Origin of the sequence: Pseudomonas protegens (assembly GCF_003363755.1) — a bacterium.
Lineage (GTDB): Bacteria > Pseudomonadota > Gammaproteobacteria > Pseudomonadales > Pseudomonadaceae > Aquipseudomonas > Aquipseudomonas danubii.
Genome location: NZ_CP031396.1, coordinates 2,371,609 through 2,386,191, shown reverse-complemented (window position 1 = coordinate 2,386,191; position 14,583 = coordinate 2,371,609). Strand labels below are relative to the sequence as shown.

Below are 14,583 nucleotides of genomic sequence, written 5' to 3'. Positions count from 1 at the left end.
CCTCAAGGTTGGGCGGCCGGGGCCGGGGCGTTGGAGATGTACTCGGCGACCTGCTGCAAGGCGTTGTCGTCGATGAACGATGCCGGGAAGGCCGGCATCGCGCGAAAGCCGTTGCGCACCACCGCGGTGATGTAGGGCGGCGGCAGTTGGCGCCCCTTGATCGGCGGGCCGACCTGCTTTTCGTGGCAGTGGCCGCAGACCTTGGCATAGACGTTTTCACCGTTTTTCCAGACGCCGTCGCCATCGGCGGCGGCCGGACCGGCCAGCACCATCAGGGGCAGGGCCAGGCACAAGGCAAGGGTCCGCTGTGCAGCGGGGCTGTTGAGGAGCGAGGACATGGCGTACTCCGTATTGTTATGGGGTGACTCGGTTGATAAGCGCCCAGCTCAGAAGGGATAGGGACGTGGTGTGTGTTGCAGGGTGATCCAGTGGTCGGTGGTGAATTCGTCGATTGCCCAGTCGCCGTTGAAACGGCCCAGGCCCGAGTTCTTCTCGCCGCCAAAGGGCGCGTTGGGCTCATCGTTGACCGGCATGTCGTTGACGTGGCTCATCCCCGCGTGAAGGCGCTGGGCGAACTGCACGCCACGCTCCGGGTTGGCGCTGAACACCGCGCTGGACAGGCCGTATTCACTGGCATTGGCCAGCTCCAGGGCGTGCTCGGCATCCCGCGCGCTCTGGATGCCCACCAGGGGGCCGAAGATTTCTTCGCGGGCGATTTCCATGTCGGCGTGCACGTCGCCGAACACGTGGGGCGGCAGCACATTGCCCGAAGCCGGGCCACCCACTAGCAAGGTCGCGCCTTCGGCCAGGGCCAGGCGGATCTTGTCCTGCAGACCGGCCAGCTGTTTGCTGTTGATCACCGGGCCGACCACCGTGGCCGCCAGACTCGGGTCGCCGTAGGGCAGGGCCTTGACCCGTTCGACAAAGCGCTGGGTAAAGGCCTGCAAAACCGGCTGCTCGACGATGATGCGGTTGATCGCCATGCAGATCTGCCCCTGATGCAGGAACTTGCCCACCACCGCGGCGTTCACCGCCTGCTCCAGGTCGGCATCGGCCAGGACCACGAACGGGCTGTTGCCCCCCAGCTCCAGGGCCACGTGCTTGAGGTGCCCACCGCCACTGGCGATACGCCCGATGTTGCGACCGACCTGGGTCGAGCCGGTAAAGGAAATGAACGCCGGGACCGGGTGCTCGACAAAGGCATCGCCGATTTCCGCCCCGGCGCCGACCACCACGCTGAGCACCCCGGCGGGCAGCCCGGCTTCCTCGAAGATCCGCGCCAGCAGCAGGCCGCCGGTCACCGGGGTGTCGCTGGCCGGCTTGACCACCACCGCGTTGCCCAGGGCCAGCGCCGGGGCCAGGGAGCGGGCGCTCAGGTGCAGGGGGAAGTTCCACGGGCTGATCACCCCGATCACCCCCAGCGGCTTGCGGTAGACGCGGCTTTCCTTGCCGGGAATGTTGGAGGCGACGATCCGCCCGTGCACCCGGCTGGGCAGGCTGGCGGCCTCGACGATGATGGCGCGGGCCGCGCCCCATTCGATCTGCGCCTTGATCCGCGTGCTGCCGGATTCGCGGATCAGCCAACCGATGATTTCTTCACGGCGTTCATCGAAGATCCGCGCGGCGTTGAGCAATACCTCGCTGCGTTGCGCCGGGCTGCTGGCGGCCCATTGGCCCTGGGTCTGGCGGGCCTTGGCATAGGCCTGATCCAGGTCCTGGCGGTTGGCCAGGCTGATCTGCAGCAGGCATTGCCCGGTGAACGGGTCGTAGACGGGTAGCTCCCGGCCGCTGCTGCCGGCTCGCCAGTCTGCGGCGATGGGTTGCAGTTCCAGGTGTTGATAGGCAGGTCGAGTCGCAGTCATGGGGTTCTCTCTGGTTCGTGGCCATGGCTCGGCTGTCAGCAATCAAGCCGATGGCGCGTGAGGGTAGGGATGGGGGCCCGCTACGGCGGCGTTTCAGCCGAGGCGGGCAAGGTTGCGCAAGGAGCGCTCGTCCAGGGCAGAGGGGTAGGGCAGAGGAGGCGCAAGGCGGGCGGAAGGCATGGCAAGGTCACCTGTTGTGTTGTTATGGATGAGCATCTGCCTGTGCATAACAACTATCGTGCCATGCGCTTTGTTTTGAAAAATATCCTTTAAAAACAATTGGTTATTTGTTTGTTTCGGATTTTTTAGCGAGCCCGCCACGCGGCATCAGGCGCGGGCTGCGGAAATTTATGCAGAGAAGTCGTGAGGTTGTCGAAAGCTCGGCACTCTGTGGGCGCTCGTGGAAACTGTGCGGTTATCGGCCAGAACTTGCGCAGCACCGACGGCGACGGGGGATGGCGATTGACCCGGAAAAGCGCCGGGGCATACTGCAAGGCCCCTGAACTGCCTGTTGATTGCCCATGACCCGTTCTCCTTCCAGCCAGCCCGGCCGTCCTGCGGATGAAGATTTCCTCAAGCAGATGCTGGGGCGGCACAAGCGCTTGATCGTCGATCGCGCCAGCCAGTTCGAGGCCAGCGGCCTGCCTTCGGCCGAGCAACTGGCCGAGACCGTGGCCTTTGCGCCCCAGGACGGCAGCATCTGGCTGTGCGGGCAGCGGATGATGCTGATGCAGGGTTCGGCGTTCGGCTCCATCCGGCGCGAATTGATCGAAGCCCTGGGCTTGGACAAAGCCCGTGGCCTGATCACCCGCATCGGCTGGCAGGCCGGCGCCCGGGACGCGGCCCAGGTCAGCGAGCAGTGGCCGGACGGCGACCACGCCAGCCTTTACAGCGCCGGGCCGCGTCTGCACATGCTCGAAGGCATGGTCAATGTCGAGGTGGTGCGCTTCGAGATCGACTCCAGCATCGGGCATTTCTATTCGGAGTTTCTGTGGCACAACTCGCTGGAGGATGACGAGCATATCGCCGCCTATGGCCTGGGCGGCGAGCCGGCATGCTGGATGGAGATCGGCTATGCCAGCGGCTACGCTTCGTCGCTGTTGGGGCGGCTGGTGGTGTTTCGCGAGCTGGAGTGCCGCTCGATGGGCCAGCCGGCCTGCCGGATTGTCGGCAAACCGGCCCAGCAGTGGGACGACATCGATATCGACCTGATGTACCTCGACCCCGGGGATTTTCTCAGCCGCAGTGCCTATGCCACAGGCCAGGAGACTCAGGTCGCCGAGCTGCCGGTACCGTTGGGCGAGGGGCAACGAGTGGGCATCTCGGCGGCGTTCGTGGCCGCCAGCCAGTTGTTGCAGCGGGTGGCGCCGACCCAGGCCACGGTGTTGCTGACCGGGGAGTCGGGGGTAGGCAAGGAGTTGTTCGCGCGCCATCTGCACCAGGCCAGCGCCCGCCGGCACAAGCCGCTGGTGGCGCTGAACTGCGCGACCCTGCCGGAAAACCTGGTGGAGGCCGAACTGTTCGGGGTGGAGCGGGGGGCCTTTACCGGCGCCGATCGTTCGCGGCCCGGACGTTTTGAGCGGGCCCATGGCGGCACCCTGTTCCTCGATGAGATCGCCACCCTCAGCCTCTCGGCCCAGAGCAAGATCCTGCGTGCCTTGCAGGAAGGTGAGATCGAGCGGGTGGGCGGTACTGAGCCGATGCAGGTGGATGTGCGGGTCATTGCCGCGACCAACCTCGACCTGCGGCGCGAGGTGGAAGCCGGACGCTTTCGTGAGGACCTGTTCTATCGGCTGAATGTGTTTCCCATTCACCTGCCACCCCTGCGTGAGCGACGCGAAGACATTCCGCTGTTGATGAGTTACTTCCTGCACCGCTTCAGCCAGCGTCACGGCCGTCAGTTGGCGGGTTTCAGCACGCGGCTGGTGAATGCGCTGCTGACCTACCGCTTCCCGGGCAATATCCGCGAGTTGCAGAACCTGATCGAGCGTGGCGTGATCGCCGCCAGCGACGGTGAAGTCATGGACGTGGTGCATCTGAGCGAGGCGGGGACGTCGCTGGCGGGCGCCGCCATCGGCCTCAACGCCGACGGCCGCCTGTCGCCAGCGGCGCTACGGGAGGCGGCCCAGCCCGAGGCCCCGGCCCGGGCAGATGAAGCCCCGGTCGACGAGCCGGAACTGGCCAGCCTGCACGCGTTTCTCTCCGGGCGGGCGCCGGCCCTGGGCACTTCGCTGGAAGAGATCGAACGGCGCCTGGTGCGTCTGGCCCTGGAGCGCTCCGGGGGCAATATCACCGCGGCGGCGCAGATGCTCGGCATGAGCCGGGCCCAGGTCAGCTATCGCCTCAAGGGCCGTTGAGCGGGCCCTCTCCTGCGCTTGGGCGCGAGTGGGCCCGCCCCTCGGCGGTTCAGAGTGCGCTGGTGAATTTCAGCCAGTAGGTCTGGCCTTCAGCGCGATTGCGCACCGCCGATTCATCCTGCCATTTGGCGCTCAGCGACCAGCCCTGTTTGCTGCTGAACTGCACTGCCGGACCGATGGAGAACGAGCGGCCGCGATGGCCGTCGCTGGCCTGCACCTGGGCCGCGGCGGCGCAATCGGTGACGTTGCACTTGTCGTCGCTGATCTGCTGATAGGCGTGCCCGCCGACGCCGATCACCCAGCCATTGCCCACGCCCCAGCCGAGGCTGTAGTCGGCGTGCAGCTCGCGCCCGGACTGATAGTGGGTGGCGCGGTTTTCGAAGTTGTAGTCGTGCATCAGGCGCACATCGGCGTTGAACCCCTGCGGGTCGGTGTAGGTCATGGCATACACCGCCTGCACGGTGTAGTAGTGGTTACCCAGGTTGATCAGGTCGTTCTTGTCGTATTCGCCGCCGCTGGGCAGGACGAAATCGACCCCGAGGGCACTGTGGAATTTGTCGCTGTGATGAAAGCCCAGTACCGGGCCGAGGTGGGCGTCGCCGATGCCGCGCTTGTGATCGTGGGGGCCGTTCTGGATGTTCAGGCGCATGTCGTTCAGCGGCAGCAGGGCGTGGAAACCGAGTTGCGCCCCCAGCAGCTGTTGCTCGGTGACCCAGACAAAGCGTGGCACCACGCTGGTGACCCGCAAATCGATGCGGGCGCTACGGCGGCCGGCATCGTCCTGCAGGCTGTCGGCCAGGTAGTTGCCGACGAAGACCTGGGCGTAGGTGCCGGGCGGCGGCAGGATGCCCATGCCGTAGAGTTCGATGCCCATGGGCCAGGAGGAAACGCCGCCCTCGCTGGCCTGGAGCCAGGGGGCGTGGGCGGTCAGCAGCAGGCTTGAAGTGAGTGCAAGGGCGCGCAGGCGCGAGGAGGTCGGGTGCATGAGAAGGTCTGCCTTATTGTTATGGGGGGCGCTGGCAGGAGGTGGCTCCTGGCGCGCCGGCTGAGCTTCTCAACTAGCGTGCCAAACCTTTTATTCGAAAATTTTCTTTTTGAATCAATAGGATGGATATGTGGCGTGGCCCGCAAGACCGCCGCTCCGGCCAGCGCGTGGCGAGATTTGTTAAGAGAAATCGGCTACCTGCACAAAACTCGTGGCGCCTCAGGGGCTGTTGGCGTCTTGCCCGGCACTCTGGCGGAAGGCATTGGGCGACTGGCCGCTGAGGCGCTTGAAGAAGCGTGAGAAGTAGGTGGGGTCGCTGAACCCCAGGTTGTCCGACAGCTGGCTGATGCTGATGTTGGTGTAGATCAGGCCGCGCTTGGCTTCCAGCATCAGGCGCTGGTGCAGGATCTGCAGTGCGCTCTGCCCGGCCAGCTCCCGGCACAGGGTGTTGAGGTGCACGCTGGACAGGCCGATGCGGTGGGCCAGGGATTCCACCGTGGGGTGTTGCTGATAGTGGCGCTCCACCAGCTTGATGAAGTGCCCCAACAGTTGCTGATTGCGCTCGCCGCGATTGCTCGGTGGGGTGTTCTGCTGGCCACGGCGACTGATCCACACCACCAGCACGTTGACCAGCGAGTGCAGCAACAAATCGCGAGCGGCGGCGCTGCCTTCGTATTCGTCCATCAGCGCCTTGAACAGGGTGTTGAGGCTGTGGCGGTCGCGGCCCACGGGGTAGCAGCCGGCGCTGGCCAGCACCGCCAGCGGCGCACCCAGTTGCGCTTCCAGCTGGGCTACCAGGGGCGCGCCCAGGGTCAGCACGTAACCCTGAATGTTTTCCGAGAACTGAAAGCCGTGGACCATCAGCGGCGGCACCACCTGGATCGTCGCCTCGCGCACGTCCTGGCGCCGTCCCTCGACCTCCACCAGGGCCTGGCCGCGTTGCACGTAGAGCAGTTGGTAGAGGTCGGCGTGACGGTGTGGCTTGATCTCCCAGTGGTGCAGGCTGCTGCGCTTGGGGATGGATTCGCAGTGCAACAGGTCCGGAGTCGGCCAGGCCTGGTTTTCCCCATAGAGCTTGAATACCGGGATGCTGGAGCGGCTGGCTTTCATCGGACGCGACCTTGGCAAGGGCTTGGCTGGAATGCTCGATAATCGAACGTTGTTTTCAAAAGTGCATTTTTAGCGTGGCTTATCACCATTTTTCCGCGATTCTGTCGGCAAAAATGCAGGGGTACAACAATAACCATAAATTCCAGTCTGCGCCTGTCGGCCCACTGGAATGCCCTAATGAGACGACAATAATGAAAACTCAGGTTGCGATTATCGGTGCCGGACCTTCCGGCCTGCTGCTGGGCCAACTGCTGCACAAGGCCGGCATCGACACAGTGATTGTCGAGCGCCAGACCCCGGAATACGTACTCGGCCGCATCCGCGCCGGGGTGCTGGAACAGGGCACGGTGGACATGTTGCGCGAGGCTGGAGTGGCGCAGCGCATGGACGCCGAAGGCCTGGTCCACGAAGGGGTGGAACTGTTGATGGGCGGCAAACGCGTGCGCATCGACCTCAAGGCCCTGACCGGGGGCAAGACGGTGATGGTCTACGGCCAGACCGAAGTCACCCGTGACCTGATGCAAGCCCGCGCGGCCTGCGGGGCGCCGATCATCTACTCGGCGGACAAGGTGCAGCCCCACGACATGAAGGGCGCACGGCCCTACATCACCTATGAAAAGGACGGCCAGCAGCACCGCATCGATTGCGACTACATCGCCGGTTGCGACGGTTTTCATGGCGTGGCGCGCAAGAGCATTCCCGAGGCGGTGCTGACCCACTACGAGCGCGAGTACCCCTTCGGCTGGCTGGGCCTGCTGTCCGATACCCCGCCGGTCAACCACGAGCTGATCTATGGCCAGCATGAGCGCGGCTTTGTGCTGTGCAGCCAGCGCTCCCTGACTCGCAGCCGCTACTACCTGCAAGTGCCGCTGAGCGACCAGGTCGAAGACTGGTCCGACGAGCGCTTCTGGAACGAGCTCAAGGCCCGTCTGCCGGCGCAGGTGGCGGCGGATCTGGTCACCGGGCCGGCGCTGGAGAAAAGCATCGCGCCGCTGCGCAGCTATGTGGTCGAGCCCATGCAGTACGGCAAGCTGTTCCTGGTGGGGGACGCTGCGCACATTGTGCCGCCCACCGGGGCCAAGGGCCTGAATCTTGCGGCTTCCGACGTATGTTACCTGTACCGGATCCTGGTCAAGGTGTACCGCGAGGGGCGCAGCGATCTGTTGGAAAAATACTCCGAGCTGGCTTTGCGCCGGGTGTGGAAGGGCGAGCGTTTCAGCTGGTTCATGACCAACCTGCTGCACGATTTCGGCGAGCACCAGGACGCCTGGGAGCACAAGATGCAGCAGGCCGACCGCGAGTATTTCCTCAACTCCCACGCGGGACTGGTGAACATTGCCGAGAACTATGTGGGCCTGCCTTACGAAGACATCTGCTGAGCCTTCGGCATTGGAAGCATTGGCCCTGGAACCGCTCGCGAACGGGGGTGGCTGCGGGGCCGTGTTTGCACATGGCATGGGCCGAAAGGTGTCGTTCGAGAAATATTCCTATTTATAAATGATATTTATTAGCATTACACTTCGATCCCCTCTCCCTTGATGCACCACCAAGGTGCATTGAATCGACAAGGATCGTTTGTAATGAAAGTCAGCTCCTGCCTGTTCCATTCGCTTCTGCTCAGCGCCGGTGTCGGCCTGCTGCCACCGCTGGCGCAGGCCGGCGCGACGCCAGACGAGACCAAGCCGGCGCCGTTGGAACTGGACACCGCGTTTGTCACCGCTACCGGCGGCGCCACGGACCTCAAGGATGCCCCAGCCAGCGTCAGCGTCATCACCCGTGAGGAAATCGAGCGCCAGCCGGTCTACGACCTCAACACCCTGTTGCGTCGGGTGCCGGGGGTGACCGGTGGTTTCGGCCCGGTGGGCGAGCAGTCGAAGATCAAGCTGCGGGGCCTGGACGACAAGTACACGCTGATTCTGGTGGACGGCAAGCGCGTCGGTAGCTCCGCGGACCTGAGTTATCGTCGTGACCTGGCGCGTCAGGACTTGAACTGGATCTCGCCGAACATGATCGAGCGCATCGAGATCGTCCGTGGACCGATGTCGTCGCTCTACGGCTCGGACGCCATGGGCGGGGTGATCAACATTATCACCCGCAAGGTCTCACGGACCTGGACCGGTTCGGCCAGCACCCACATCACCGTGCCCAAGGACTCCGATCGCGGCCAGACCACCCAGTACAGCGCGAATGCCTCGGGGCCGTTGACCGAGTCCCTGGGATTGCGCCTGGGGGCCAACGTCACGCGTCGGGCGGCGGATGAAGTCGAGGCGCGGCGCGATGCCCAAGGCGATTTCATGTACGACGACGGTGCAGGCGGTTCCAAGAATCAGAGCGTAAATGCGCTGCTGGACTGGCAGATCAACGAAGAACAGAGCTTGTCCTTCGAGGCGGTACATGGCGTTGAGCGTTCCTGGGCATCAAAGAAAACCTTTGGTGATTGGGGCGATACCGTTGGTGTTTCCTTTGGTCCCAGCCGACTGACTCGCGATAGCTACATCCTGTCCCACACCGGTGACTGGAGCTTTGGTACCACGAAGCTCGATGCCTACCTGAACAAGTACCGCAACGACCTTGATACAGGCAAAGCCAACTCCGAAGAGAAGATCGTCGAGGGCAGTCTCAATCTGCCCTTCGAACTGCTGGTGGATCAGCGCCTGACGCTGGGTGGGCAATGGAAGCGCGAGGAGCTGACCAACACCAATACCCTCGGCACCGTACCGGTGGATTACCAAGGTACGCCGGTTAGCGGCTCGACCTTGAAGGGCGATTACTCGGCGGCCTTTATCGAGGATGAACTGTTCCTGCTGGACAACCTGTCCCTGACCCTGGGCAACCGTTTTGATCACAGCGACAAGTACGGCAACCACAACAGTCCACGGGCTTATGTGGTCTATCACCCGCACCCGCACCCGGACTGGACCGTGCGTGGGGGTGTTTCCAAGGGCTTTCGTGCGCCGAGCCTGAAGGAAGGCAGTGCGGGGGCGGCGACCGAGTCCGGAGGTCGTGGTTGTGGTTCGTTGCGTCCGTTGGGTTATGTCACCGGCAGTTGCTGGATGGCCGGCAATCCGAACCTGATGCCGGAAACCAGCACCAACAAGGAAATCGGCCTGTCCTTCGATCATGACGGCTGGGAAGCGGGCCTGACCTACTTCCACACCGACTTCACCGACAAGATCGAATACGGCCCGCTGGGCCAGTACCAGGGGCGCTGGTGGACCATGCTGGAAAACGTCGACAAGGCCCGCACCCGTGGTTGGGAAGGCACCGCCCGGGTGCCGCTGGGTGATTCGCTGACGTGGCGCACCAACGCCACCTACATGCTGGAAAGCCGGAACCTGAGCACGGGTGAAGATCTGATCAGCTCACCCAAACTGTCGGCATTCAGCGCGTTGGACTGGCAGATCAATGACCGTTTGAGCACCGAACTGTCGGCGCAGCACGTCGGCAAGCAGCGGGGCCTGGGCAATGATTTCGTGCAGTCCTACACCACCTATGACCTGACGGCGAACCTGGCGTTGACCAAATGGCTGACGTTGAACGGTGGGGTACAGAACCTGATGGACAAGGACCTGCGGGACGGATCGACCAACTTCTATGTGCCCGGACGGGCATTCTTCGCGGGGGCGACCACCTATTTCTAGGGGCGCTGGATAGAGCGGGGGAGGTCAGCCCCATTGCGCGGCAATGGGGCTGAAGGGGTTACACGTTGAAGCGGAAGTGCATCACGTCGCCGTCCTTGACGATGTATTCCTTGCCTTCCAGGCGCCATTTACCGGCTTCCTTGGCACCGGCTTCACCCTTGAACTGAATGAAGTCGTTGTAGGCGATGACCTCGGCACGGATGAAGCCTTTTTCGAAGTCGGTGTGGATCACGGCGGCCGCTTGAGGCGCGGTGGCGCCGACACGCACGGTCCAGGCGCGAACCTCCTTCACACCCGCAGTGAAGTAGGTTTGCAGGTTGAGCATTTCGTAGCCGGCGCGGATCACCCGGTTCAGGCCAGGTTCTTCCAGGCCCAGGGCCTCGAGGAACATGTCCTTTTCTTCGCCGTCTTCGAGCTCGGCGATTTCTGCTTCGATCTTGTTGCACACCGGCACCACGATCGCGCCTTCTTCTTCGGCGATGGCCTTGACCACGTCCAGCAGCGGGTTGTTCTCGAAGCCGTCTTCGGCAACGTTGGCGATGTACATCACCGGCTTGGTGGTCAGCAGGTGGAAGCCGCGGATGATCAGCTTCTCATCGCTGCTCATGTCCTTCATCAGGCTACGGGCCGGCTTGCCTTCGGTGAAGTGGGCGATCAACTGCTCCAGCAGGGCTTTCTGGGCCACGGCATCCTTGTCACCGCCCTTGGCGTTGCGGGCGACTTTCTGCAGCTGTTTTTCGCAGCTGTCGAGGTCGGCAAAGATCAGTTCCAGATCGATGATTTCGATGTCGCGCTTGGGGTCGACGCTGTTGGACACGTGGATCACGTTGTCGTCTTCGAAGCAGCGGACCACGTGGGCAATGGCATCGGTTTCGCGGATGTTGGCCAGGAACTTGTTACCCAGGCCTTCACCTTTCGAGGCACCGGCCACCAGGCCGGCGATGTCGACGAACTCCATGGTGGTCGGCAGCACGCGCTCCGGCACGACGATCGCCGCCAGGGCGTCCAGGCGCGGGTCGGGCATCGGCACGATACCGCTGTTGGGCTCGATGGTGCAGAAGGGGAAGTTCTCGGCCGCGATCCCGGACTTGGTCAGGGCGTTGAACAGGGTGGACTTGCCGACGTTAGGCAGGCCGACGATGCCGCAATTGAATCCCATGGTGTATTCCCCGAGGAGTAGAGTCAGGCCTTCTGGCTGTGCAGGTTTTTCATCGCGCGGTTCCATTCACCGGCGAAGATATCCGGCAGCACGCCGAGGGCAAAATCGATGCTGGCATCGAGTTTTTCCTGTTCGGCGCGTGGCGCACGACCCAGGACAAAGTTTGAAACCATACTGGCAACACCTGGGTGGCCGATGCCGAGCCGCAGGCGGTGAAAGGTATTCTGATTGCCGAGCTGCGCGATGATGTCCCGCAGTCCGTTGTGCCCGCCATGCCCGCCGCCGGTCTTGAGCTTGGCGACGCCGGGAGGCAAGTCGAGTTCGTCGTGGGCCACCAGGATTTCTTCCGGCTTGATGCGGAAGAAGCCGGCAAGCGCCGCCACGGCCTGGCCGCTGCGGTTCATGTAGGTGGTGGGAATCAACAGACGAATGTCCTGACCCTGGTGACTGAAGCGCCCGGTCAGGCCGAAATATTTGCGATCGGCGACAAGGTTGACACCTTGTTTCTCGGCGATGCGCTCAACAAAAAGGGCCCCTGCGTTATGCCGGGTCTGTTCGTATTCGGCGCCTGGATTACCCAGGCCAACGATCAGTTTGATGGCAGTCACGATAGGGGCCCTTCTTTGGAGTGGTAGATAACATCGCCGCAACCGGTGCTACGGCGAAAGGGGACGACAAAAGCTTGGTTGCCTTGCGGCAAACTTCGCGTTCTCGCCCGCTTTCTCGCTACGTTCCAGTCCGCGATGTGTTCCGCTCAACTCCGGCGTCAGAGTGAATTACTCTGCTGCGCCTTCTTCTTTCTCAGAAGCAACACGTGGTGCGTAGACGTTGGCTACTGCCAGGTCGTTGCCGTGTGCCAGAGCAACAAACTCAACGCCTTTAGGAGCGGTGAGGTTGGACAGGTGGATCACGGTGCCGATGTCGGTCTCGGTCATGTCGACTTCGATGAACTCAGGCAGGTCTTTTGGCAGGCAGGAAACTTCGATCTCGGTGGTAGCGCGGAAGATCTCGCCGCCTTTCTTGATCGGTGCAGCTTCGTTGATCAGGTGCACTGGAACCATGGCGGTCAGTTTCTGACCAGCAACTACGCGAACGAAGTCAGCGTGCAGCACGTGGCCTTTGGCCGGGTGACGTTGCAGGGCCTTGATCACGACGTTCTGCTTGGTGCCACCCACGTTCAGTTCGATGATGTGGCTGTAGGCAGCTTCGTTTTCCAGCAGCTTGGCCACTTCTTTGGCCAGCATGCTGATGGATTCAGGGGCTTTGTCGCCACCGTAAACTACAGCTGGAACCAGGCTTGCGAGACGACGCAGGCGGCGGCTCGCACCTTTCCCCAGGTCGGAACGCAGTTCAGCATTCAGAGTAAAATCGTTCATGTTGTATCTCCAAAATAACCACACTCGCCCCAGCGTTTGCGACCAGCGCTAAAGGCGATATGGGCAAAAAAGCCCCGTCCCAACAGAGGTTGGGACGGGGCGCTTTTCGTCATCGGGATGTTTTGCCAGGGACTAGCCCTTAGCGGAACATCGCGCTGATCGATTCTTCATTGCTGATGCGGCGGACCGCCTCGGCAACTACCGGTGCGATATCCAGTTGGCGGATACGCGCACAGGCTTGTGCTGCAGCGGACAGCGGGATGGTGTTGGTCACCACCAGCTCGTCCAGCACGGAATTTTCAATGTTCTCGATGGCCCGGCCCGACAGCACAGGGTGTGTGCAGTAGGCAAAGACCTTGGCTGCGCCATGCTCTTTCAGGGCCTTGGCCGCGTGGCACAGAGTGCCGGCGGTATCGACCATGTCATCGACCAGAATGCAGGTGCGTCCTTCGACGTCGCCGATGATATGCATCACTTCGGAGTGATTGGCTTTCTCACGACGCTTGTCGATGATCCCGAGATCCACGCCCAGGGACTTGGCCACGGCACGTGCACGCACGACGCCGCCAATGTCCGGGGACACGATCATCAGGTTTTCGAAACGCTGGTCTTCGATGTCATCCACCAGAACCGGGGAGCCGTAGATGTTATCTACCGGGATATCGAAGAAACCCTGAATCTGGTCAGCATGCAGATCAACCGTGAGGACACGGTCGATGCCGACTACGGTGAGCATGTCAGCCACGACTTTCGCGCTGATAGCCACACGTGCGGAACGCGGACGGCGATCCTGACGGGCATAACCAAAATAAGGAATAACAGCAGTGATACGAGTCGCTGAGGAGCGGCGGAAGGCATCAGCCATCACGACGAGTTCCATCAGGTTGTCGTTGGTCGGAGCGCAAGTCGGCTGAATAATGAAGACGTCTTTACCGCGGACATTTTCATTGATCTCGGCAGTAATTTCGCCGTCGGAGAATTTTCCAACAGAGATGTCACCGAGAGGGATATGCAGCTGACGTACTACACGCCGAGCCAGATCGGGGTTAGCGTTCCCCGTAAAGACCATCATCTTGGACACGCGCAGTACCTGAAGGCTGAGGGTATACCTGGATGAGTATAAGGAAAATGGCAGGGGCGGCTGGATTCGAACCAACGCATGGCAGGATCAAAACCTGCTGCCTTACCGCTTGGCGACGCCCCTGTATCTGTTGCTTCGAGTACCTGATACTCGATTCCTTTAGAGCAGACCTTGCAGCTTGCGATGCAACATCGAAACGTTGCTTCCTTTTGCCACAAACCCTGTAAGGGTCTCTGTAAGAAGGGCCGAGACTTTATCAGCTTCAGCTTTGCTTGGGAAGCCCCCAAACACACAACTTCCAGTTCCAGTCAGTTTTGCTTCGGTAAATTTACCTAGCAAATTCAATGCGTTACGTACTTCTGGATAACGCCTTGCGACTACCGGAAGGCAGTCATTTCTGCTGTTTCCCTTGGGAACGGGGCGCACTTTAATGGGCGGAGTGTCACGTGTCAACAGCGGATCGGAAAAAATTTCTGCTGTACTTACAGACACTTGCGGAACCAGCACCAGGTACCAGGGTTCTTCGGGGTATTCGGGGGTGAGTTTTTCACCCACGCCCTCAGCGAACGCAGCGTGCCCGCGTACGAAAACTGGAACGTCAGCCCCCAGGGTCAGCCCCAATGCAGCCAGTCGATCTTCATCCCAGCCCAGTTGCCAGAGATGATTGAGGCCCAGCAGGGTAGTGGCGGCATTGGAACTGCCGCCGCCGATGCCGCCGCCCATGGGCAGGATCTTGTCGATCCAGATATCGATGCCCTGGGTGCAGCCGGACTGTTCCTGGAGCTTTTTCGCCGCCTTGACGATCAGATTGCTGTCGTGAGGCACGCCGTCGAACTCGGTGTGCAGGCGAATCTCTGCGTCATCGCGGAGAGCGAAGGTGATTTCATCGCCATAGTCGAGAAATTGAAACAGCGTCTGCAACTCGTGGTAGCCGTCTTCACGGCGACCCAGAATGTGCAGCATCAGATTAAGTTTGGCTGGGGAGGGCAGGGTCAGCTTTTCCATGGACATG

General features: G+C 61.9%; 12 protein-coding genes and 1 tRNA gene. 3 read left to right on the top strand and 10 right to left on the bottom strand.

Features of this window, described 5'->3' with window-relative positions:
- Nucleotides 1–2: 2 nt before the first annotated feature.
- Together DWF74_RS10525 and DWF74_RS10520 are read right to left on the bottom strand one after the other, a co-directional pair.
- Complete coding sequence (locus DWF74_RS10525) at nt 3–338, bottom strand: c-type cytochrome (RefSeq protein ID WP_102860244.1); 336 nt, start codon at nt 336–338, stop codon at nt 3–5.
- 48 nt (nt 339–386) lie between these two features.
- Nucleotides 387–1,862, bottom strand: coding sequence for an aldehyde dehydrogenase family protein (locus tag DWF74_RS10520; protein WP_115580908.1), 1,476 nt, complete (start codon nt 1,860–1,862; stop codon nt 387–389).
- 581 nt (nt 1,863–2,443) lie between these two features.
- Between DWF74_RS10520 and DWF74_RS10510 the strand changes: the two genes are divergently transcribed.
- A complete protein-coding gene (locus tag DWF74_RS10510; RefSeq protein ID WP_430757470.1) occupies nt 2,444–4,219 on the top strand; it encodes a sigma 54-interacting transcriptional regulator in 1,776 nt (591 codons plus the stop codon).
- A 49-nt stretch (nt 4,220–4,268) separates the two neighbouring features.
- Here DWF74_RS10510 and DWF74_RS10505 read toward each other — a convergent pair whose 3' ends face one another.
- Nucleotides 4,269–5,204, bottom strand: a complete 936-nt coding sequence (locus tag DWF74_RS10505; protein ID WP_205413489.1) for a SphA family protein — start codon at nt 5,202–5,204, stop codon at nt 4,269–4,271.
- 219 nt (nt 5,205–5,423) lie between these two features.
- Nucleotides 5,424–6,314 (bottom strand): helix-turn-helix domain-containing protein, encoded by an 891-nt coding sequence (locus DWF74_RS10500; protein ID WP_102860248.1) that lies wholly within the window; start codon nt 6,312–6,314, stop codon nt 5,424–5,426.
- A gap of 191 nt (nt 6,315–6,505) precedes the next feature.
- Between DWF74_RS10500 and pobA the strand changes: the two genes are divergently transcribed.
- A complete protein-coding gene (gene pobA / locus DWF74_RS10495; RefSeq protein ID WP_115580905.1) occupies nt 6,506–7,693 on the top strand; it encodes a 4-hydroxybenzoate 3-monooxygenase in 1,188 nt (395 codons plus the stop codon).
- Between the two features lie 201 nt (nt 7,694–7,894).
- The gene (locus DWF74_RS10490) at nt 7,895–9,955 is read left to right on the top strand and encodes a TonB-dependent receptor domain-containing protein (protein WP_115580904.1); all 2,061 of its coding nucleotides are present in this window, start codon (nt 7,895–7,897) and stop codon (nt 9,953–9,955) included.
- A gap of 58 nt (nt 9,956–10,013) precedes the next feature.
- Here the strand turns inward: DWF74_RS10490 and ychF are convergent, their stop codons facing one another.
- From ychF to ispE, 6 genes are all read right to left on the bottom strand, one after another.
- Complete coding sequence (gene ychF / locus DWF74_RS10485; protein WP_053153762.1) at nt 10,014–11,114, bottom strand: redox-regulated ATPase YchF; 1,101 nt, start codon at nt 11,112–11,114, stop codon at nt 10,014–10,016.
- Between the two features lie 23 nt (nt 11,115–11,137).
- Nucleotides 11,138–11,722, bottom strand: coding sequence for an aminoacyl-tRNA hydrolase (gene pth / locus DWF74_RS10480; RefSeq protein WP_060841030.1), 585 nt, complete (start codon nt 11,720–11,722; stop codon nt 11,138–11,140).
- Nucleotides 11,723–11,890: 168 nt separating this feature from the next.
- Nucleotides 11,891–12,490, bottom strand: coding sequence for a 50S ribosomal protein L25/general stress protein Ctc (locus DWF74_RS10475; RefSeq protein ID WP_060841029.1), 600 nt, complete (start codon nt 12,488–12,490; stop codon nt 11,891–11,893).
- Nucleotides 12,491–12,629: 139 nt separating this feature from the next.
- Nucleotides 12,630–13,571 carry a ribose-phosphate pyrophosphokinase gene (locus tag DWF74_RS10470; protein ID WP_003171603.1) on the bottom strand — a complete coding sequence of 314 codons (942 nt, stop codon included), beginning with the start codon at nt 13,569–13,571 and terminating at the stop codon, nt 12,630–12,632.
- Between the two features lie 48 nt (nt 13,572–13,619).
- Nucleotides 13,620–13,694: transfer RNA gene (locus DWF74_RS10465), tRNA-Gln, on the bottom strand.
- Between the two features lie 36 nt (nt 13,695–13,730).
- Nucleotides 13,731–14,582: a 4-(cytidine 5'-diphospho)-2-C-methyl-D-erythritol kinase gene (gene ispE, locus DWF74_RS10460; RefSeq protein WP_102860252.1), complete on the bottom strand. Its 852-nt coding sequence runs from the start codon at nt 14,580–14,582 to the stop codon at nt 13,731–13,733.
- Nucleotide 14,583 lies beyond the last annotated feature (1 nt).

Bases quoted from the DNA above. Each gene is read 5' to 3' on its own strand.
- DWF74_RS10525 (WP_102860244.1), bottom strand. From the start codon at position 338: ATGTCCTCGCTCCTCAACAGCCCCGCTGCACAGCGGACCCTTGCCTTG.
- DWF74_RS10520 (WP_115580908.1), bottom strand. From the start codon at position 1,862: ATGACTGCGACTCGACCTGCCTATCAACACCTGGAACTGCAACCCATC.
- DWF74_RS10510 (WP_430757470.1), top strand. From the start codon at position 2,444: ATGCTGGGGCGGCACAAGCGCTTGATCGTCGATCGCGCCAGCCAGTTC.
- DWF74_RS10505 (WP_205413489.1), bottom strand. From the start codon at position 5,204: ATGCACCCGACCTCCTCGCGCCTGCGCGCCCTTGCACTCACTTCAAGC.
- DWF74_RS10500 (WP_102860248.1), bottom strand. From the start codon at position 6,314: ATGAAAGCCAGCCGCTCCAGCATCCCGGTATTCAAGCTCTATGGGGAA.
- pobA (WP_115580905.1), top strand. From the start codon at position 6,506: ATGAAAACTCAGGTTGCGATTATCGGTGCCGGACCTTCCGGCCTGCTG.
- DWF74_RS10490 (WP_115580904.1), top strand. From the start codon at position 7,895: ATGAAAGTCAGCTCCTGCCTGTTCCATTCGCTTCTGCTCAGCGCCGGT.
- ychF (WP_053153762.1), bottom strand. From the start codon at position 11,114: ATGGGATTCAATTGCGGCATCGTCGGCCTGCCTAACGTCGGCAAGTCC.
- DWF74_RS10475 (WP_060841029.1), bottom strand. From the start codon at position 12,490: ATGAACGATTTTACTCTGAATGCTGAACTGCGTTCCGACCTGGGGAAA.
- ispE (WP_102860252.1), bottom strand. From the start codon at position 14,582: ATGTCCATGGAAAAGCTGACCCTGCCCTCCCCAGCCAAACTTAATCTG.